19 protein-coding genes are annotated in these 17,861 nt (G+C 60.8%); 1 reads left to right on the top strand and 18 read right to left on the bottom strand.

Annotated elements, in window-relative coordinates:
* Window positions 1-332 precede the first annotated feature (332 nt).
* Window positions 333-2,012 carry a 2-isopropylmalate synthase gene (gene leuA, locus CRO75_RS07835; protein WP_007929549.1) on the top strand — a complete coding sequence of 560 codons (1,680 nt, stop codon included), beginning with the start codon at window positions 333-335 and terminating at the stop codon, window positions 2,010-2,012.
* A 67-nt stretch (window positions 2,013-2,079) separates the two neighbouring features.
* Here the strand turns inward: leuA and CRO75_RS07830 are convergent, their stop codons facing one another.
* The 18 genes from CRO75_RS07830 to iscU form a co-directional block, all read right to left on the bottom strand.
* Window positions 2,080-2,493: a hypothetical protein gene (locus CRO75_RS07830; protein WP_087090054.1), complete on the bottom strand. Its 414-nt coding sequence runs from the start codon at window positions 2,491-2,493 to the stop codon at window positions 2,080-2,082.
* A 54-nt stretch (window positions 2,494-2,547) separates the two neighbouring features.
* Window positions 2,548-3,345, bottom strand: a complete 798-nt coding sequence (locus CRO75_RS07825) for an amidohydrolase (protein ID WP_007929544.1) — start codon at window positions 3,343-3,345, stop codon at window positions 2,548-2,550.
* The gene (locus tag CRO75_RS07820; RefSeq protein WP_097134909.1) at window positions 3,333-4,481 is read right to left on the bottom strand and encodes a pyridoxal phosphate-dependent aminotransferase; all 1,149 of its coding nucleotides are present in this window, start codon (window positions 4,479-4,481) and stop codon (window positions 3,333-3,335) included. The genes CRO75_RS07825 and CRO75_RS07820 overlap by 13 nt, the downstream gene beginning before the upstream one ends.
* 191 nt (window positions 4,482-4,672) lie before the next feature.
* Window positions 4,673-6,145, bottom strand: a complete 1,473-nt coding sequence (gene der / locus CRO75_RS07815) for a ribosome biogenesis GTPase Der (RefSeq protein ID WP_007929542.1) — start codon at window positions 6,143-6,145, stop codon at window positions 4,673-4,675.
* Window positions 6,146-6,284: 139 nt separating this feature from the next.
* Window positions 6,285-7,436, bottom strand: a complete 1,152-nt coding sequence (gene bamB, locus CRO75_RS07810; protein ID WP_009045434.1) for an outer membrane protein assembly factor BamB — start codon at window positions 7,434-7,436, stop codon at window positions 6,285-6,287.
* The gene (locus tag CRO75_RS07805) at window positions 7,429-8,070 is read right to left on the bottom strand and encodes a tetratricopeptide repeat protein (protein WP_007929540.1); all 642 of its coding nucleotides are present in this window, start codon (window positions 8,068-8,070) and stop codon (window positions 7,429-7,431) included. Before CRO75_RS07805 ends, bamB begins: the two co-directional genes overlap by 8 nt.
* Before the next feature lie 40 nt (window positions 8,071-8,110).
* Entirely contained in the window at window positions 8,111-9,400 is a 1,290-nt protein-coding gene (hisS, locus tag CRO75_RS07800; RefSeq protein WP_009045435.1) for a histidine--tRNA ligase, read from the bottom strand.
* 22 nt (window positions 9,401-9,422) lie between these two features.
* Window positions 9,423-10,532 carry a flavodoxin-dependent (E)-4-hydroxy-3-methylbut-2-enyl-diphosphate synthase gene (gene ispG / locus CRO75_RS07795; protein WP_007929536.1) on the bottom strand — a complete coding sequence of 370 codons (1,110 nt, stop codon included), beginning with the start codon at window positions 10,530-10,532 and terminating at the stop codon, window positions 9,423-9,425.
* Window positions 10,533-10,535: 3 nt separating this feature from the next.
* Window positions 10,536-11,570, bottom strand: coding sequence for a RodZ family helix-turn-helix domain-containing protein (locus CRO75_RS07790; RefSeq protein WP_097134908.1), 1,035 nt, complete (start codon window positions 11,568-11,570; stop codon window positions 10,536-10,538).
* Window positions 11,570-12,328: a type IV pilus biogenesis/stability protein PilW gene (gene pilW, locus CRO75_RS07785; protein WP_053262508.1), complete on the bottom strand. Its 759-nt coding sequence runs from the start codon at window positions 12,326-12,328 to the stop codon at window positions 11,570-11,572. The genes CRO75_RS07790 and pilW overlap by 1 nt, the downstream gene beginning before the upstream one ends.
* Before the next feature lie 12 nt (window positions 12,329-12,340).
* Window positions 12,341-13,489, bottom strand: a complete 1,149-nt coding sequence (gene rlmN, locus CRO75_RS07780; protein ID WP_007929531.1) for a 23S rRNA (adenine(2503)-C(2))-methyltransferase RlmN — start codon at window positions 13,487-13,489, stop codon at window positions 12,341-12,343.
* 29 nt (window positions 13,490-13,518) lie between these two features.
* Window positions 13,519-13,944 carry a nucleoside-diphosphate kinase gene (gene ndk, locus CRO75_RS07775; protein WP_007929529.1) on the bottom strand — a complete coding sequence of 142 codons (426 nt, stop codon included), beginning with the start codon at window positions 13,942-13,944 and terminating at the stop codon, window positions 13,519-13,521.
* Between the two features lie 94 nt (window positions 13,945-14,038).
* Entirely contained in the window at window positions 14,039-14,239 is a 201-nt protein-coding gene (gene iscX / locus CRO75_RS07770; RefSeq protein ID WP_007929528.1) for a Fe-S cluster assembly protein IscX, read from the bottom strand.
* 14 nt (window positions 14,240-14,253) lie between these two features.
* Complete coding sequence (gene fdx, locus CRO75_RS07765) at window positions 14,254-14,595, bottom strand: ISC system 2Fe-2S type ferredoxin (protein WP_007929527.1); 342 nt, start codon at window positions 14,593-14,595, stop codon at window positions 14,254-14,256.
* A 3-nt stretch (window positions 14,596-14,598) separates the two neighbouring features.
* Window positions 14,599-16,461, bottom strand: coding sequence for a Fe-S protein assembly chaperone HscA (gene hscA, locus CRO75_RS07760; RefSeq protein ID WP_009045440.1), 1,863 nt, complete (start codon window positions 16,459-16,461; stop codon window positions 14,599-14,601).
* Between the two features lie 51 nt (window positions 16,462-16,512).
* Window positions 16,513-17,034, bottom strand: coding sequence for a co-chaperone HscB (hscB, locus tag CRO75_RS07755; RefSeq protein ID WP_007929525.1), 522 nt, complete (start codon window positions 17,032-17,034; stop codon window positions 16,513-16,515).
* An 8-nt stretch (window positions 17,035-17,042) separates the two neighbouring features.
* Window positions 17,043-17,366, bottom strand: coding sequence for an iron-sulfur cluster assembly protein IscA (iscA, locus tag CRO75_RS07750; protein ID WP_007929524.1), 324 nt, complete (start codon window positions 17,364-17,366; stop codon window positions 17,043-17,045).
* Between the two features lie 48 nt (window positions 17,367-17,414).
* Window positions 17,415-17,801, bottom strand: coding sequence for a Fe-S cluster assembly scaffold IscU (gene iscU / locus CRO75_RS07745; RefSeq protein ID WP_007929523.1), 387 nt, complete (start codon window positions 17,799-17,801; stop codon window positions 17,415-17,417).
* Window positions 17,802-17,861 lie beyond the last annotated feature (60 nt).

Raw genomic sequence — 17,861 nt, 5'->3', positions numbered from 1 at the left:
TGGCTCCCGCAGGGATTGCGCAGGTTCAAAACTCTGCGCAATAAGATCGAGCCAGCCATAAGCTCGACAGAATAAAATCTCGCAAAAAACCATTTTTAAGAGATTTATCTCAATTTTTTTCGACTGCTTGCCATCTTTTACCCCAGTGGTTAGGGTTGAGGGCATGAAAACCTCTCACACCCTCATTCAGCGCCGTCAACACCGAAGCCTCTGCCTCGTCAGCGCACGACTGCCAGGTTGAGTCGCGGTACCTCGTCCCCTGCTTCAAACAACACACCCATTGATTCACCGGCAGGCCGCCTCTTTTCGGCCCGGACAATAAGGATTTCCCCATGAGCATGCTCAAAGACCCTTCCTCGAAGTACCGCGCGTTCCCGACCATCAACTTGCCGGACCGCACCTGGCCGTCGAAGACCATCACCCGCGCGCCGATCTGGTGCAGTTCCGACCTGCGTGATGGCAACCAGTCATTGATCGAGCCGATGGATGCGGTGAAGAAGCTGCGCTTCTGGAAAACCCTGGTCGCCGTCGGCGTGAAAGAAATCGAGGCCTCCTTCCCGGCCGCTTCGCAGACCGACTTCGACTTCGTGCGTACCCTGATCGAAGGCGGCCACATCCCGGACGACACCACCATCCAGGTGCTGACCCAGGCCCGTGAAGACCTGATCGCCCGCACTTTCGAATCGTTGCGCGGGGCGAAGAAAGCCATCGTCCACCTGTACAACGCCACCAGCCCGTCGTTCCGCCGCATTGTCTTCAACCAGGACAAGGAAGGCGTGAAAGAGATCGCGGTGAACGCCGCCAAGCTGTTCGTCAAATACGCTGCCCAGCAGCCGGAAACCCAATGGCAGTTCGAATACTCGCCAGAGACCTTCAGCGCCACTGAGCTGGAGTTCGCCAAGGAAGTCTGCGACGCGGTGATCGAGGTCTGGAACCCGACGCCAGCCAACAAGGTGATCCTCAACCTGCCGGCCACCGTCGAAGTCGCCACGCCGAACATCTATGCCGACCAGATCGAATGGTTCGGCCGCCACATCAACCGTCGTGACAGCGTGATCATCAGCCTGCACACCCACAACGACCGTGGTACCGGCGTAGCCGCCACCGAGCTGGGCCTGATGGCCGGCGCCGACCGCGTCGAAGGCTGCCTGTTCGGCAACGGCGAACGTACCGGCAACGTCGACCTGGTCACCGTGGCCCTGAACCTCTACACCCAGGGCATCGATCCGGAACTGGATTTCTCCGATATCGACGGCGTGCGCAAAGTGGTCGAAGAGTGCAACCAGATCCCGGTTCACCCGCGTCATCCGTATGTCGGCGACCTGGTTCACACCGCCTTCTCCGGCTCGCACCAGGATGCTATCCGCAAGGGCTTCGCCCAGCAGAAATCCGATGCACTGTGGGAAGTACCCTACTTGCCGATCGACCCGGCCGACATCGGCCGCAGCTACGAGGCAGTGATTCGCGTCAACAGCCAGTCGGGCAAAGGCGGTATCGCCTACCTGCTGGAGCAGGAATACGGCATCAGCTTGCCACGCCGCATGCAGATCGAGTTCAGCCAGGTGGTACAGCGGGAAACCGATCGCCTGGGCCTGGAGATGACCGCCCAGCAGATCCACGCGCTGCTCCACAGCGAATACTTGCAGGCCAACACCCCGTACGCGCTGGTCAGCCATCGCCTGCAGGAAGAAAACGGCCACAGCGCCGTGGAAGTGGAGGTGTCCGGCAAGGGCCAGGGCGAGACCAACCTGCACTGGCGCGGCAAGGGCAATGGCGCCCTGGAAGCCCTGGTGGCCGGCTTGCCGGTTCCGGTGGAAATCATGGACTACAACGAGCACGCCATCGGCGCGGGCACCAACGCCAAGGCTGCCGCCTATATCGAACTGCGGGTGAACGGCGAACGCGCGGTGCACGGTGTGGGTATCGATGAAAACATCACCACCGCCAGCTTCAAGGCCCTGTTCAGCGCGCTGAACCGCTCCCTGAGCCAGCTGGACGCCAAAGCCGCCTGACGGTTTCACGGCGACAAAAAAGCCCCGGATGATCCGGGGCTTTTTTATTGTGTATTTATTGCCCCGCTCAGGCGGTGGTATTGATCCGCGCCGTCAGCGCCTGGAGCAAGGCCGCCTGCAACACCTGCAGGTTGTTGGCGGTGATCGCGATCTGCGCCTGCACCTCCAAGGCCTGTTGCGCCTTCTGCTCCTCGCTCGCCTGCCCCTTCTGCACCCCGGACAATTGCGACTGCTGCTCGGACAGGGTCTTTTCGGTCTGGTCGATCTGCTTCTGCAACTGCGCGACGATATCAGCGGTGGATGAGCTGAAGTCGGCCTTGGCACCGTACTCCTGCATGTCGACACTCACCGAGTCGCTGTCATCGACAGCGCCCTTGTCCTGCACCTCGAGCGGGCTGGCCTGCTGCTCGGCGATGTTGAGCTTTTGCGGCGCGGCCCCCAGCGGGAATGGATTGATGCTCGCGGCACCGATAGTGGTCATGACAAATCTCCCTGAAAATCCTCTTACCCCTTAACGGCCCACCCCGACAGATCTTTAAGCCTGGGTGAACTCGAAGGTGTCCGCATCGAGGTAGGCTGGAAAGCGCGCGCGATAGGCCGCCAGGTCCGCGGCATTCAGGCAGACCTGGAATACCCCGTCGGCCTCACCGGCGCTGAGCAGGGTCTCGCCCTGGAAATCCAGCACCTGGCTATCCCCGGTGTAGGCAAACCCCTTGCCGTCGGTACCGACCCGATTGACCGCAGCCACATAACACAGGTTTTCGATGGCCCTGGCCGGCAACAAACGGTTCCAGTGCTGGCGCCGCGCCCCCGGCCAGTTGGCCGTGTACAGCAGCAAGTCGGTATCCCGGGCATCGCGGCTCCATACCGGAAAGCGCAGGTCGTAGCAGATCAGCGGCCTGACCCGCCAACCCTTGAGTTCGAACTGCACCTGGCGCTCGCCCGGCGTGTAGTGATCGTGCTCGCCCGCCATGCGGAACAGATGGCGTTTATCGTAATGCCAGACCTCGCCGTCAGGGCGAGCCCAGAGCAGGCGGTTACGGTGGCTGCCGTCGGCGGCCTGGATAATCACGCTGCCAGTGATGACCGCATCGAGCCTGGCGGCCTGGCTGCGCAGCCACTTGCTGGTCGGGCCGTTTTCCGCCTCGGCGAGGGCTTCAGACTCCATGGAAAATCCGGTGGTGAACATTTCCGGCAGGATAATCAGATCAGCGCCCCGGGCCTGTTCGAGCAACAGCTCGAAGTGCTCGAGATTGGCCTGGCGGTCGTGCCAGACCAGAGAGGTCTGGATCAGCGCCACATTCAGATTGGGCAAAGCACTCAGATCACGCATAGCTTCTCCGCTGCCTGACGCAGCGTCTCCTCACGCTTGGCAAAGCATAGCCTCACCAGACGCTGTCCTTGCGGTGGCTCGTGGTAGAACACCGACACCGGAATGGTCGCGACACCGTGCTCGCGGGTCATCCAGATCGCCATCTCGACGTCATTCAGGTCCGGGCGGATCTGCGAGTAGTCCACCAGTTGGAAGTAAGTACCGGCCACCCGGGTAAAGCTGAATCGCGAAGGTGCCAGCAGGTCGCAGAACAGGTCGCGCTTGGCCTGATAGAAACCGGGTAGCTCTTCAACATGTTCCGGGTGCTCGGCCATGTAGTCCGCCAGAGCGTACTGCAAAGGGGTCACGCCGCAGAAGCTGACATATTGATGCACCTTGCGCAGCTCCGCGCTCAGGGCCGGCGGAGCGACCACGTAGCCGGTTTTCCAGCCGGTCACGTGATAGGTCTTGCCGAAGGAGCTGACCACGAATGCCCGCTGGTACAGCTCCTCATGGGCCAGCACGCTGGCGTGGGGGATGCCGTCGAACACCAGATGCTCGTACACCTCGTCGCTGACCAGGTAGATATCCCGATCGCGAATCAGCGCAGCCAGCCGGTCCAGTTCCGCATGGCTGATCAGCGCACCGCTGGGATTGTGCGGGGCATTGAGAATGATCATCCGCGTACGCGGGCTCAGGGCCTCGCCAAGCTTCTGCCAATCGATGGCGAAATCGTTCAGGCCAAGCTGTACATGCACGCAGCGCCCGCCGGCCAGCTCCACCGAAGGCTCATAGCTGTCGTAACAAGGATCGAAGACGATCACTTCGTCACCGGCCTGGATCACCGCCTGAATGGCACAGAAGATCGCCTGGGTGGCCCCCGGAGTGATGGTTACCTCGGTATCGGCATTCACCTGCACGCCATAACTGCGGGCGATCTTGGCCGCCACTTGCTGGCGCAAGGCCGGCAGGCCGGTCATCGGTGCGTATTGGTTGTGGCCGCTGGCGATATGCCGGGCAACCGCATCGCGCAGGGCCTGCGGGCCATCGAAATCGGGAAAACCCTGGGACAGGTTCAGCGCGCCGGTTTCCACGGCGAGCTGCGACATTTGCGTGAAGATGGTGGTGCCGACATTCGGCAGCTTACTGGTGATCATGGGTGATTCCCTGCTGAACACCCGGCTCTACGGCGGCTCGGGGAGGCCCCGAGAATAGCCCAAACCACAGGCATGAAAAAGGGCGCCAAAGGCGCCCTTTTTCCAAGGCAAATCCTGTAGGAAGTAGCTTACCGGCGAAGCGTTGAACCAGGTCCAGGGCTTCGCCGGCAAGCCGGTTCCCGCAGCGAGTCTCAGCGCTTGTCCTTGCGCTTCTTCTCGGCCTTTTTGTGGTGTGTCATCAAACGACGCTTCTTGTTGACCTGACGGTCGGTGAGCGTGTTCTTGTTGCCTTCGTACGGGTTTTCACCGCCCTTGAATTCGATGCGGATCGGCGTACCGACCAGCTTCAGGACACGCCGGTAGGTGTTTTCCAGGTAGCGCACATAGGACTTCGGTACCTTCTCCACCTGGTTGCCGTGGATCACGATCAGCGGCGGGTTGGCGCCACCCAGGTGGGCATAACGCAGCTTGATGCGACGGTTGTTGACCATCGGTGGCGCGTGCTCGCTTACGGCGTCTTCGAGAATCTGCGTCAGGCGGCTGGTCGGCCAGCGGGTTACCGCGGACTTGAAGGAGTTCTGCACCGACTGGTAGAGGTTGCCCACGCCAGTACCGTGCAACGCCGAGATGAAGTGGATGTCGGCGAAGTCGACGAAGAACAACCGGCGCTCCAGCTCGGTCTTCACATAGTCACGCTCGCGCGGGTCCATGCCATCCCATTTGTTCAGGGCGATGACCAGCGCCCGGCCTGCTTCCAGGGCAAAGCCCAGCAGGTTCAGGTCGTGATCCACCACGCCTTCGCGGGCGTCCATGACGAAGATCACCACGTTGGCGTCCTTGATCGCCTGCAGGGTCTTGACCACCGAGAACTTTTCAACTTCCTCGTGGATCTTGCCGCGCTTGCGCACACCGGCGGTGTCGATCAGCGTGTACTTCTCTTCGTTACGCTCGAAGGGAATGTAGATACTGTCGCGGGTGGTGCCCGGCTGGTCATAGACGATGACCCGGTCTTCGCCGAGCATGCGGTTGACCAGGGTCGACTTGCCCACGTTCGGCCGGCCGATGATGGCGATCTTGATCCCGTCTTTTTCGCTCGGGCCCGGAATGCGCTTGGCTTCCTCGCCTTCGGCTACGACTTCTTCCTCGCCCTCTTCCGGCTCGTCTGCGTCGTCTTTCGGGAACTCGCGCAGGGCGATTTCCAGCATCTGCGTGATACCACGACCGTGAGCACCGGCGATCGGGATCGCGTCGCCCATGCCCAGCGGGGCGAACTCGGCACGCGCCATGTCAGGGTCGATATTGTCGACCTTGTTGGCGATCACGTAAGAGGTCTTGTTACGTTTGCGCAGGTGCTCGCCGATCATCTGGTCGGCCGCGGTGAAACCGGCCTTGGCATCTACCAGGAACAGGACGACATCGGCTTCTTCGATGGCCAGCAGAGACTGCTCGGCCATCTTTTCGTCCATGCCATGCTCGTCACCGGAGATACCGCCGGTGTCGATCAGAATGTAGGTACGCCCTTGCCACTTGGCCTCACCGTATTGGCGATCACGGGTCAGACCGGACAGGTCGCCGACAATGGCGTCGCGAGTCCGAGTCAGGCGGTTGAACAAGGTGGACTTGCCGACGTTCGGTCGGCCCACCAGGGCGATTACGGGAACCATGCGGCTCTCCACTGCGTTAATTCAGAAAATACAAAAGCCGCTGCGGGGCAGCGGCTGGTGCTCGGGGCAGCACATGACGTGCTGCGAACCTTGCCAGGGCAAGGCCGCTTGGGGATCAACCCCAAGCATAGTCAAACCATTACTTGATGGTCAGGGCTTCCAGTTTGCCGCTGTTGCCATACACATAAATCATGTTGCCCACTACCAGAGGGCGCGCACGCAGACCATCGCTGTCGATACGCTCACGGCCGACGAAGCGACCGTCAACCTGGCTCAGCAGGTGCAGGTAACCTTCCAGGTCACCGACCGCCACGTAGCTGGAGAAGACTTCCGGGGCCGACAGTTGACGGCGAGCCAGCGAGTCGTTGCTCCACAGCGCAGTGGTGGAACGCTCGTCGATGCTTTCGACTGTGCCGGAGGACAGGCTCACATAGACGCTGCCGAAACCTTGAGCGACACCCGCATAGCTGGAAGCATCGCGCTGCCAGAGCGGACGACCGCTTTCCAGATCCAGCGCCGCTACGCGACCCTGGTAGCTGGCGACATACAGGGTGCCGCCGGACAACAGCAGGCCACCGTCGATGTCAACTACGCGATCCAGCTCGGAACGACCTTGCGGAATAGCCACGCGCTGTTCCCACACCGGCACGCCATTACGGATATCCAGGGCCACCACTTTACCGGTCGACAGACCGGCAACCGCCAGGCGGTTGGTGGTGATTGGCGCACTGGTGCCGCGCAGGGTCAGTACCGCCGGGGTGCTGTCGTAGACCCACATCTGGTTGCCGGTGGCGGCATCGAGGCCGATCACACGGTCATCCTGGGTCTGGACCACCACCACATCGCCATTGGTGGACGGCGGAGCCAGCACTTCACTGGTCACCCGCGCGCGCCACTTTTCTTCGCCGCTCGAAGCGTCCAGAGCGACCACTTCGCCCTTGAGGGTACCGATCATGACCAGGCCGTAACCCACGCCAACGGCACCGGACACAGGCAACTCCAGGTCCTGTTTCCATTTGACGTCGCCGTTCATGCGATCCAGTGCCTCTACCACGCCAGTGACGTCGGCGGCGTAGATGGTGCTGCCGTCGATCGCCGGAACCAGCATGTTGTAGGTTTCGCCCTGGCCGTCACCGACCGAACGGCTCCACTGTTTCTGCAGGACCACTTCTTCTTTGAAGTCGACCAGTTCGGCAGGTGGCAATTCTTTCTTGCTGTTGCTGCTGCAACCCGCGGCCAGAACGGCCAGAGCCAGCAATGCTGCATGTTTCCAACGGATCACGTCACGCATCCCCTTTGGCCAGGTCGTCCAGCTTGATTTGTAGGCCACCGACCGCCGCTTCATCGGACAGCGCGGCCTTGGCTTTTTCGTACGCAGCATGGGCTTCGTCGGTACGGCCCAATTGGACCAGCAGGTCGCCCTTGAGCTCTTCGCGAGTAGCCAGGAATGCCTTGTCGGCATCGCCTTCGAGCAGCTTCAGCGCTTCGTCGGCCTTGTTCTGCGCGGCCAGGACCTGGGCCAGGCGCTGACGGGCGATTTCGCCCAGCGTCGGGTTGGCCGGCTTGTCGGCGATGGCTTTGAGCTCGGTCGCTGCGTCGTCCAGCTTGCCGGTGTCGACCGCCACCTTGGCGACGAACAGGCTGCCGTATTGCGCGTAGGCAGTACCGCCGAACTCACTGTTGAGCTTGCCGGCCAGGTCTGCCACACGGGCTGCATCCGGCTTGCCGTCAGGCGTCAGCGTGGTCTCCAGCAATTGCTGATAGAGCATCGAGGCGCCTTGCGATTGATTGTTCTGATACTTGTGCCAGGCCTGCCAGCCGAACACGATGACCAGCGCCAACAGGCCGCCGGTGACCAGGGGCTTGCCGTTGCGCTGCCACCAGTCCTTCAAATCCGCCAGCTGTTCATCTTCGGTACTCGACACCCCAATACTCCTTATTCGCTAAATCGGCTGTTTGACAGCTTCAACCCTGCACGACGCAGGTGGCCAGGTGTGCAGCGAGCGCATCCCAGGCAATGCTTTGTTGTTCGCCCTGGCCACGCAGGGGTTTGAAACCTACCACTTGCTGGGCCAGTTCGTCGTCACCGAGGATCAATGCGTACAACGCACCGCTCTTGTCGGCTTTCTTGAACTGGCTCTTGAAGCTGCCGGCGCCGGCGTTGATCTGCAGGCGCAGGTTGGGCAACTGATCACGAACCCGTTCGCTCAACGCCAGAGCAGCCAGTTCGGCGGCTTCCCCGAAGGCGCAGAGGTAAACGTCGACCTGGCGCGAGATCTCTTCCGGGATCTGCTCCAGGGTTTCCAGCAGCAGCACCAGACGCTCGATACCCATGGCGAAACCGACGCCCGGGGTAGGCTTGCCGCCCATCTGCTCGACCAGGCCGTCGTAGCGGCCGCCGGCACAGACGGTGCCCTGGGCGCCGAGCTTGTCGGTGACCCATTCGAAAACGGTCTTGCTGTAGTAATCCAGCCCGCGCACCAGCTTCGGGTTGATCACATAAGGGATACCAGCGGCATCCAGACGGGCCTTGAGGCCCTCGAAGTGCACGCGGGATTCTTCGTCCAGGTAATCGGCCAGCTTCGGCGCGTCCACCAGTACGGCTTGAGTGTCCGGATTCTTGGTGTCGAGCACGCGCAGCGGGTTGGTTTTCAGGCGGCGCTGGCTGTCTTCGTCGAGCTTGTCCATGCGTGCCGAGAGGAACGTCACCAGCGCATCGCGATAACGCGCACGGGCTTCGGCGGTTCCCAGGCTGTTCAGCTCGAGCTTGACCGCGTCACGGATACCCAGTTCGCCCCACAGGCGCCAGGTCAGCACGATCAGTTCGGCGTCGATGTCCGGACCGTCGAGGTTGAAGACTTCGCAACCGATCTGGTGGAACTGACGATAACGGCCTTTCTGCGGACGCTCGTGACGGAACATCGGGCCGATGTACCAGAGTTTCTGCACCTGGCCACCGCCAGTGATGCCATGCTCGAGCACAGCGCGCACGCACGCCGCGGTGCCTTCCGGACGCAGGGTCAGGGAGTCGCCGTTACGGTCGTCGAAGGTGTACATCTCTTTTTCGACGATGTCGGTCACTTCACCGATGGAGCGCTTGAACAGCTCGGTGAACTCGACGATCGGCATACGGATCTGCTTGTAACCGTAGTTATCCAGCAACCGCGCAACGGTGCCCTCGAAATAGCGCCACAGGGGCGTCTGCTCGGGCAGGATGTCGTTCATGCCACGAATGGCTTGCAGAGACTTGCTCACAAAAAATCCTTAATTCGTTCGATTAGCCGCGCGCGATCAGCGCTGCGTCGGCTTCGACCTTTTCGGCCGCTTTCTCGCGGATCAGTTTTTCCAGTTGATCCACAAGATTGTCATTCGTCAGTTTCTGCGACGGCTTGCCGTCGATGTAAATCAGGTTCGGCGTCCCGCCGGTCAGGCCGATATGCGCCTCTTTGGCTTCGCCCGGACCGTTGACCACACAACCGATGACCGCCACGTCCAGCGGTACCAGCAGATCCTCGAGACGCCCTTCCAGTTCGTTCATGGTCTTGACCACATCGAAATTCTGCCGCGAGCAGCTCGGGCAGGCGATGAAGTTGATGCCACGGGAACGCAGATGCAGGGACTTGAGAATGTCGTAGCCGACTTTCACTTCTTCGACCGGGTCGGCCGCCAACGAGATGCGAATAGTATCGCCAATCCCTTCGGCCAGCAGCATACCGAGGCCCACGGCGGATTTCACCGTGCCTGAACGCAAACCGCCGGCTTCGGTGATACCCAGGTGCAGCGGCTGGATGATTTCCTTGGCCAGCAGCCGATAGGCTTCGACGGCCATGAACACGTCGGAGGCTTTCACACTGACCTTGAAGTCCTTGAAGTTCAGGCGCTCGAGGTGCTCGACGTGACGCAGGGCAGACTCCACCAGCGCCGCCGGGGTCGGCTCGCCATATTTCTTCTGCAGGTCTTTTTCCAAGGAACCGGCGTTGACGCCGATACGGATCGGGATCCCGCGATCACGGGCCGCATCCACCACCGCACGCACGCGGTCTTCACGACCGATGTTGCCGGGGTTGATCCGCAGGCAATCGACGCCCAGTTCGGCCACGCGCAAGGCGATCTTGTAGTCGAAGTGGATGTCGGCAACCAGCGGCACCTTGACCTGCTGCTTGATACGGCCGAAAGCTTCGGCCGCGTCCATATCCGGTACGGAAACCCGCACGATATCGACACCGGCGGCTTCCAGACGGTTGATCTGGGCCACAGTGGCCGCCACATCGTTGGTGTCGCTGTTGGTCATGCTCTGCACGGCAATGGGGGCATCGCCACCCACAGGTACCGAGCCGACCCAGATCTTGCGGGACTCGCGACGTTTGATTGGAGATTCGCCGTGCATGACTTATTGACCTAACTTCAGGCGAGCAGTCTCGCCACTGGTGAACGGAGCCACATCGACCGCTTGTCCGTTGTAGCTGACCTGCGCACCACGGGCATAACCCAGGCGCACGGCAAATGGCGGCTTGCCGGAAACATCGGCGGTCTCGCCCTTGCGCTTCAGGCCACTCAACAGCACTTTGCCGCTGCCGTCGGTGATCTGGGTCCAGCAATCGGCTGTGAACTGGATCTGTACCTGACCCGCGCCGGCTACAGGCGCGGCGGCGGGCGCAGTTGGAGCTGCCGGGGCAGCCGGAATAGTCGCTGCTGCGACTACGGGCGCTACAGGGGCAGGCGCGGCCGGAGCGCTCGGCGCTGGTGCCGCCGGTGCCACGACCACTGGAGCAGGAGCAACCGGGGCTGCAGGTGCGGCAGCCGGAGCACTTGGCGCAGGAGCCGCGGCATCCGCAGCGGTCTGGCCTGGAGCCGGGGTTTCAGGTAGGACCAGGGCGGTTTCGCCCTCGGTCTGACCTTCCACGACCGCCTGGTCTTCCGGCTCGTCGATCGGATGAATCTGCGTGGTACCGTCGGCCCCTTCGACTTCGACGTGTTCCTGATTGAGGCCAACCAGCTCCTTGGTGCGTACGGACGTTTGATCCTGCCACCAGATAAAGCCACCACCGATCACCGCGATCAGCAGCAACAGGCTGACAATGCGCAAAATGGTGTGGGAAACCCGTACTGGCTCTTCGATACGGCCGAGGCTGTGCACATTGCTGCCCTGGGAATCGGTGCCCGTGTATTGGTCGAAGGCCTGGACCAGAACGGCCTGGTCCATCCCCAGCAACTTGGCATAGGCACGGATATAACCGCGGGCGAAGGTATGCCCCGGCAGTTTGTCGAAAGCGCCGGCTTCCAGGTTGCTCAACGAGTTTGCGGTCAGATTGAGCTTGAGGGCCACTTCAGCCAGCGACCAACCATTGCTTTCGCGGGCCTGACGCAGGGTCTCACCGGGGTTGACGCGAGTCGCTGCTAGAACTTCGGGATGCGCCGCTTTCATCATTGCTCCGACAGGTATTGCTGATATTCCGGCGTACCGGGATAGAGTCGTTTTAATTGCAGGCCGTAACTGGCGGCCTTGTCGCGATCTTCAAACACCGTTGCCAGCCGAACGCCGAGCAATAGACTACGTGCATTTTGCTCGCTCAGCAGGCTAAAACGATCGTAATAGTCGCGTGCGGGCACATAATGCCTGTCTTCGAAGGACAACTCAGCCATTTCCAGCAATGCGCGAGGCTGCTGGCGGTTCAGGCGCAGGGCTTTTTCCAGGTGTTGCCGGGCCAGGTCACGCTCACCCAGCATCGCGGCGGTCATGCCAAGGTTCTCGAACACTCGGGATCGCTCGGGGTACAGGGTATCAGCAGCCGCCTGTTCAAAGCGCTGATAAGCATCTTTGTAACGTTTTTCTTCAAAGAGAAAACTGCCGTAGTTGTTCAGGATACGGGCATCGGAGGGACGCGCAGCCAGAGCCTTGCGGTAATGCTGGTCAGCCAGCTCGGGTTCCATTTCAGCCTGGAACACCAGCGCCAGGGCGGCATTGGCGTCAGCATCGGACTCGTCCAGCTCCAGGGCCTTTTTCAACGGTACTTTCGCCCGCTCGGTCATGCCTTGCTGCAGATACCCCAGGCCCAGCTGAACATAGGCCTCACGCGCCTCGTCCCGCCCCTTGCTTGTCTTCATCGGGTTGAAATCCCCCGAAAGAACACAGCCAGCCGACAGGCTGACAAAAAGCAGAAGCAGCGCGACGCGCAAGGTCATGGAGATCCTCTCTCAGGTACGATTCGCAGCGCTTTGCGGCATATCGGCGTCGGCGCTCAACTCGCGCACGGCGATATAACGTTCGCTACGACGGGTGCGATCCAGCACCTGCCCGACCAGTTGTCCACAGGCCGCATCGATGTCTTCGCCGCGCGTGGTGCGCACGGTGACGTTGAAGCCTGCGTGATGCAGTTGATCCTGGAACCGGCGAATGGCGTTGTTGCTCGGCCGCTCGTAACCGGAATGCGGGAACGGGTTGAACGGGATCAGGTTGATCTTGCAAGGAATGTCCTTGAGCAACGCGATCATCTCGACAGCGTGTTCAACCTTATCATTGACGTCCTTGAGCAGCGTGTACTCAATCGTCAGCACACGTTTCTCGCCCAGCGACGACATGTAGCGCTGGCAGGACTCGAGCAGCATCTTCAGCGGGTACTTCTTGTTGATCGGTACCAGCTGGTTGCGCAGCGCATCGTTCGGTGCGTGCAGGGACAACGCCAGGGAAACGTCGATGTGCTTGGCCAGCTCATCGATCATCGGTACCACGCCGGAGGTCGACAGGGTCACGCGGCGCTTGGAAATGCCGTAGCCCAGGTCGTCCATCATCAGGTGCATGGCCGAGATGACGTTGTCGAAGTTCAGCAGCGGCTCACCCATGCCCATCATCACCACGTTGGTGATGGCACGGTCGACGGTCGCCGGGACGCTGCCAAAGGATTTGTTGGCAATCCACACCTGGCCGATGACTTCGGCGGCGGTGAGGTTGCTATTGAAGCCTTGCTTGCCGGTGGAGCAGAAACTGCAGTCCAGGGCACAGCCTGCCTGGGACGAAACGCACAAGGTGCCGCGTTTGCCCTGGGGAATGTAAACGGTCTCGACGCAGCTGCCGGACGCCACGCGCACCACCCACTTGCGGGTGCCGTCGCTGGAGATGTCCTCGCTGACCACTTCCGGACCACGAATTTCGGCAACGGCCTTGAGCTTTTCGCGCAAGGCCTTGCCGACGTTCGTCATGGCGTCGAAATCATCGACGCCAAAGTGGTGAATCCATTTCATTACCTGACCGGCACGGAAACGCTTCTCCCCGATTGAGTCGAAGAATTTTTCCATTTCCGGTTGAGTCAGACCCAACAGGTTAGTTTTGCCAGTCGATGTAGTCATGGTTTCACCTTCACTCACGGGCCTTTGGCTTAGCGAGTGGTCACTTCGGTGGAAGCGAAGAAGTAAGCGATTTCGCGTGCAGCAGCGGCTTCGGAGTCCGAACCGTGAACAGCGTTGGCGTCGATGGATTCAGCGAAGTCAGCGCGGATGGTGCCGGCAGCAGCTTCTTTAGGGTTGGTAGCGCCCATCAGCTCACGGTTCAAAGCGATAGCGTTTTCGCCTTCCAGAACCTGAACGACAACCGGACCGGAAGTCATGAAAGCAACCAGCTCGCCGAAGAAGCCACGAGCGCTGTGCTCAGCGTAGAAACCTTCAGCTTCGGCTTTCGACAGTTGCTTCATTTTCGAAGCTACAACGCGCAGGCCAGCTTTTTCGAAACGGGTAACGATCTCGCCGATGACGTTTTTTGCAACAGCGTCAGGCTTGATGATGGAGAAAGTACGTTGAACAGCCATGGTGTAACTCCAGAAACGGTGATTAAAGCGAAAAATTAAACCCGCGAATTATACGCGGGTTTATAGGGATTGCCTAACTGCGTACGGGACAGACTCAGTCTGCTTCTTCGATCCAGGCGGCCTGAATGGCTTCAAGAACCTTCTCGCCACCGCGAGCCGGATCGTCGCTGAATTCCGGCAGCGCCAGAACCCATTGGTGCAGATCGACAAAGTTTACGTACCGCGGATCCACATCCGGCTTGGATTCAGCCAGCTGGATCGCGATTTCCAGCACATCAACCCATTTCAGACTCATGATGATTCCTTGAATCAGTGCGGCGCTTCGGCTGCATGGTTGAGCGAGTATTTCGGAATTTCGACGGTCAGGTCTTCCTCGCCGACGATCGCCTGGCAGGATAGACGCGATTGCGCCTCCAGGCCCCAGGCTTTGTCCAGCAAGTCTTCTTCCAGCTCGTCGGCTTCGTTCAGCGAGTCGAAACCCTCGCGAATGATGCAATGGCAGGTGGTGCAGGCGCAGACGCCGCCGCAGGCGCTCTCGATCTCGATGTGGTTGTCATGCGCCACTTCGAGAATCGAGGTACCCGGGGCAGCCTCTACAACCAGGCCATCCGGGCAAAACACGGCGTGTGGCAGAAAAATGATCTGCGGCATCAGTTATTCCTCGATTTCATTCAGATTGCGCCCCGCCAGAGCGGCTTTCACCGTCGAGTCCAGGCGGCGGGCAGCAAAAGCATCGGTCACTTGCGACAGACGCTTGGTCTGCTGCTCGATGGCGTAACCATCGGTGCCACGCATCAATTCACTCAATTCCTGCATTTGCAGCTCGATGACCATGCGCTCCTCGGCATCCAGCAGACGCTCGCCGTCCGCTTCCAGAGCGCCCTGCACCGCCTCGATCAGGCGCTGGGCATCGACCTGCTGCTCACGCAGCACGCGGGCGACCTTGTCGTCGCTGGCGTACTGGAAGGAATCCTTGAGCATCCTGGCGATTTCGCCATCGGTCAGACCGTAGGAGGGCTTGACCTGGATGCTGGCTTCGACGCCCGAGCCCAGCTCGCGAGCGGACACGCTCAGCAGACCGTCGGCATCGACCTGGAAGGTCACGCGGATCTTCGCTGCCCCGGCGACCATGGCCGGAATGCCGCGCAGTTCGAAACGCGCCAGGGAACGGCAGTCACTGATCAGCTCGCGCTCGCCCTGCAACACATGAATCATCATGGCCGACTGGCCATCTTTGTAAGTGGTGAAGTCCTGGGCCCGGGCAACGGGGATGGTGGTGTTACGCGGAATCACCTTCTCCATCAACCCACCCATGGTTTCCAGCCCCAGGGACAGCGGAATCACATCAAGCAGCAGCAGTTCGCCACCATCGCGCTTGTTGCCGGCCAGGGTATCGGCCTGGATCGCGGCACCAATGGCCACCACCTGGTCCGGGTCGATCTCGGTCAGCGGCTGGCGACCGAACATTTCGGCAACTGCCTCGCGAACCCGTGGAACACGGGTCGAACCACCGACCATGACCACTGCCTGGACATCTTCCAGCTCGACATTGGAATCACGTACGGCGCGACGGCAGGCCTTGAGGCTGCGCGCCACCATCGGTTCGATCAGAGCATCGAAGGCTTCGCGGGTCAGCGGTGCCGACCAGGCGCCATAGGTCACCTCGACCGACGGGGCATTGGTGAGCGCTTCCTTGGCGGCACAGGCGATTTGCAGCAGATTGCGCTGCTTGCCCGGATCGAGATCGGCGGACAGGCCGGCGCTCTCGATGATCCAGCCGGCGATCGCATGATCGAAATCGTCGCCGCCCAGGGCGCTGTCGCCACCGGTGGCCAGCACTTCGAAGACGCCGCCGGTCAGGCGCAGAATGGAAATATCGAAAGTCCCGCCACCCAGGTCATAAATGGCCACCACGCCTTCGGCGTGTTGATCCAGGCCATAGGCCACGGCCGCCGCGGTCGGCTCGTTGAGCAGACGCAACACGTTGAGACCGGCCAGCTTGGCCGCATCCTTAGTCGCTTGACGCTGCGCATCGTCGAAATAGGCCGGAACGGTGATCACTGCCCCCACCAATTCACCACCCAGGGTCGACTCGGCACGCTGGCGCAAGACCTTGAGGATATCGGCGGAGACTTCCACCGGGCTTTTCGGGCCCTGGATGGTGTCGATGAACGGCATGTGCGACTCGCCGTCGACGAAGCGGTATGGCAGCTGCTCGCCCAACTGTTTGACGTCGGACAGACCACGCCCCATCAAGCGCTTGACCGACAACACAGTGTTCAGGGGATCGGCAGACGCCGCCAGCCTGGCGGACTCGCCCACCTCGACACGGTCGGCGTGATAGCGCACGGCAGACGGCAGGATGACCTGCCCGTTGGCATCGGCCAACGGCTCGGAAAGACCACTGCGCAAGGCAGCGACCAGCGAATTGGTAGTACCCAAGTCGATCCCCACAGCCAGGCGACGCTGGTGCGGTTGAGGACTTTGGCCGGGTTCAGCGATCTGCAGTAGGGCCATGTTTATCTGGACTTATCTGTATATCAGGCGTGCGACCGGAGCGGCACTGGGTTAATCGTCGAGGCGCTCTTCTAACTGGCGCACTTCGTAGGTGAGCTTGTCGAGGAACTGCATGCGCCGCATCAGGCGCTCGGCCTGTTCGCGTTGCGCAGCATCATCCCAACAGGCTGCGAAGCTTTCGTTCAATTCATCCTGGGCCACTTTCAGGCGGCGCTTGAAAGCTGCGATACCGGCCAGGTCGGCCTCGTCCTGCAGATCCTCGAGCTCTTCGCGCCACTGCATCTGCTGCAGAAGGAACTCCGGATCGTGCACCGTGACCTCCAGCGGCAGCTCATGGCCGCCCATCGCAAGCAGGTATCGCGCGCGCTTGGGAGGACTCTTGAGAGTCTGGTAGGCCTCGTTGAGGCTGGCGGATTGTTCCAGCGCCAGGCGCTGCTCACGCTCGGAAGCGTCAGCGAAGCGGTCCGGATGAACCGCACGCGCCAACTCACGGTAGCGCGTGGCCAGCTGCTCGAGATCCAGGCGGAAGCTCGGTTGCAGCTCAAATAAAGCGAAATGACAAGGAGTACCCACGAGCTGCCTCAGATGTTGAAGCTTTCGCCGCAGCCACATTCACCGCGCACGTTGGGGTTGTTGAACTTGAAGCCCTCGTTCAACCCTTCCTTGACGAAGTCCAGTTCGGTGCCATCCAGGTAGGTCAGGCTTTTCGGATCGATGATCACTTTCTCGCCATGACTCTCGAACACCTGATCGTCTTCACCGATCTCGTCGACGAACTCCAGGACATAGGCAAGGCCGGAACAGCCCGTGGTGCGAACACCCAGACGAATCCCATCACCTTTGCCGCGCCCGTTGAGGGAGCGCCGCACGTGTTGAGCAGCCGCTTCTGTCATGCTGATAGCCATCGTGACTCCTTACTTGTCGCTCAATCTGTGAAAGCTGATCCGCGAAAATCAGATCAGGCCTTTCTTCTGCTTGTAGTCGCGAACGGCGGCCTTGATGGCGTCTTCGGCGAGTACCGAGCAGTGGATTTTCACTGGCGGCAGGGCCAGCTCTTCAGCCAGCTGAGTGTTCTTGATGGTCTCTGCCTCATCCAGAGTCTTGCCTTTCATCCACTCGGTAGCCAGGGAGCTGGAGGCGATCGCCGAACCGCAACCGTAGGTCTTGAACTTGGCGTCTTCGATGATGCCCTGCTCGTTGACCTTGATCTGCAGGCGCATCACGTCGCCGCACGCCGGAGCGCCGACCATGCCGGTGCCGACATCAGGATCTTCCGCGTTCATCTTGCCGACGTTGCGCGGGTTCTCGTAGTGGTCGATGACCTTTTCGCTGTAAGCCATGATTCTTAATCCTCACTCATCAGGGCCGCTCTTGAGCCCCTGTAGTTACGCCTGCGTCAG

Source organism: Pseudomonas sp. LAMO17WK12:I10, from assembly GCF_900215185.1.
Classification (GTDB): domain Bacteria; phylum Pseudomonadota; class Gammaproteobacteria; order Pseudomonadales; family Pseudomonadaceae; genus Aquipseudomonas; species Aquipseudomonas chlororaphis.
The sequence above is the reverse complement of the archived record's forward strand: the minus strand, read 5'-3'. Positions and strand labels throughout refer to the sequence as shown.

Excerpts from the sequence above, each read along its gene's own strand:
- leuA (WP_007929549.1), top strand. The coding sequence starts at position 333 with ATGAGCATGCTCAAAGACCCTTCCTCGAAGTACCGCGCGTTCCCGACC.
- CRO75_RS07830 (WP_087090054.1), bottom strand. The coding sequence starts at position 2,493 with ATGACCACTATCGGTGCCGCGAGCATCAATCCATTCCCGCTGGGGGCC.
- CRO75_RS07825 (WP_007929544.1), bottom strand. The coding sequence starts at position 3,345 with ATGCGTGATCTGAGTGCTTTGCCCAATCTGAATGTGGCGCTGATCCAG.
- CRO75_RS07820 (WP_097134909.1), bottom strand. The coding sequence starts at position 4,481 with ATGATCACCAGTAAGCTGCCGAATGTCGGCACCACCATCTTCACGCAA.
- der (WP_007929542.1), bottom strand. The coding sequence starts at position 6,145 with ATGGTTCCCGTAATCGCCCTGGTGGGCCGACCGAACGTCGGCAAGTCC.
- bamB (WP_009045434.1), bottom strand. The coding sequence starts at position 7,436 with ATGCGTGACGTGATCCGTTGGAAACATGCAGCATTGCTGGCTCTGGCC.
- ispG (WP_007929536.1), bottom strand. The coding sequence starts at position 10,532 with ATGCACGGCGAATCTCCAATCAAACGTCGCGAGTCCCGCAAGATCTGG.
- CRO75_RS07790 (WP_097134908.1), bottom strand. The coding sequence starts at position 11,570 with ATGAAAGCGGCGCATCCCGAAGTTCTAGCAGCGACTCGCGTCAACCCC.
- pilW (WP_053262508.1), bottom strand. The coding sequence starts at position 12,328 with ATGACCTTGCGCGTCGCGCTGCTTCTGCTTTTTGTCAGCCTGTCGGCT.
- rlmN (WP_007929531.1), bottom strand. The coding sequence starts at position 13,489 with ATGACTACATCGACTGGCAAAACTAACCTGTTGGGTCTGACTCAACCG.
- ndk (WP_007929529.1), bottom strand. The coding sequence starts at position 13,944 with ATGGCTGTTCAACGTACTTTCTCCATCATCAAGCCTGACGCTGTTGCA.
- iscX (WP_007929528.1), bottom strand. The coding sequence starts at position 14,239 with ATGAGTCTGAAATGGGTTGATGTGCTGGAAATCGCGATCCAGCTGGCT.
- fdx (WP_007929527.1), bottom strand. The coding sequence starts at position 14,595 with ATGCCGCAGATCATTTTTCTGCCACACGCCGTGTTTTGCCCGGATGGC.
- hscA (WP_009045440.1), bottom strand. The coding sequence starts at position 16,461 with ATGGCCCTACTGCAGATCGCTGAACCCGGCCAAAGTCCTCAACCGCAC.
- iscA (WP_007929524.1), bottom strand. The coding sequence starts at position 17,366 with ATGGCTATCAGCATGACAGAAGCGGCTGCTCAACACGTGCGGCGCTCC.
- iscU (WP_007929523.1), bottom strand. The coding sequence starts at position 17,801 with ATGGCTTACAGCGAAAAGGTCATCGACCACTACGAGAACCCGCGCAAC.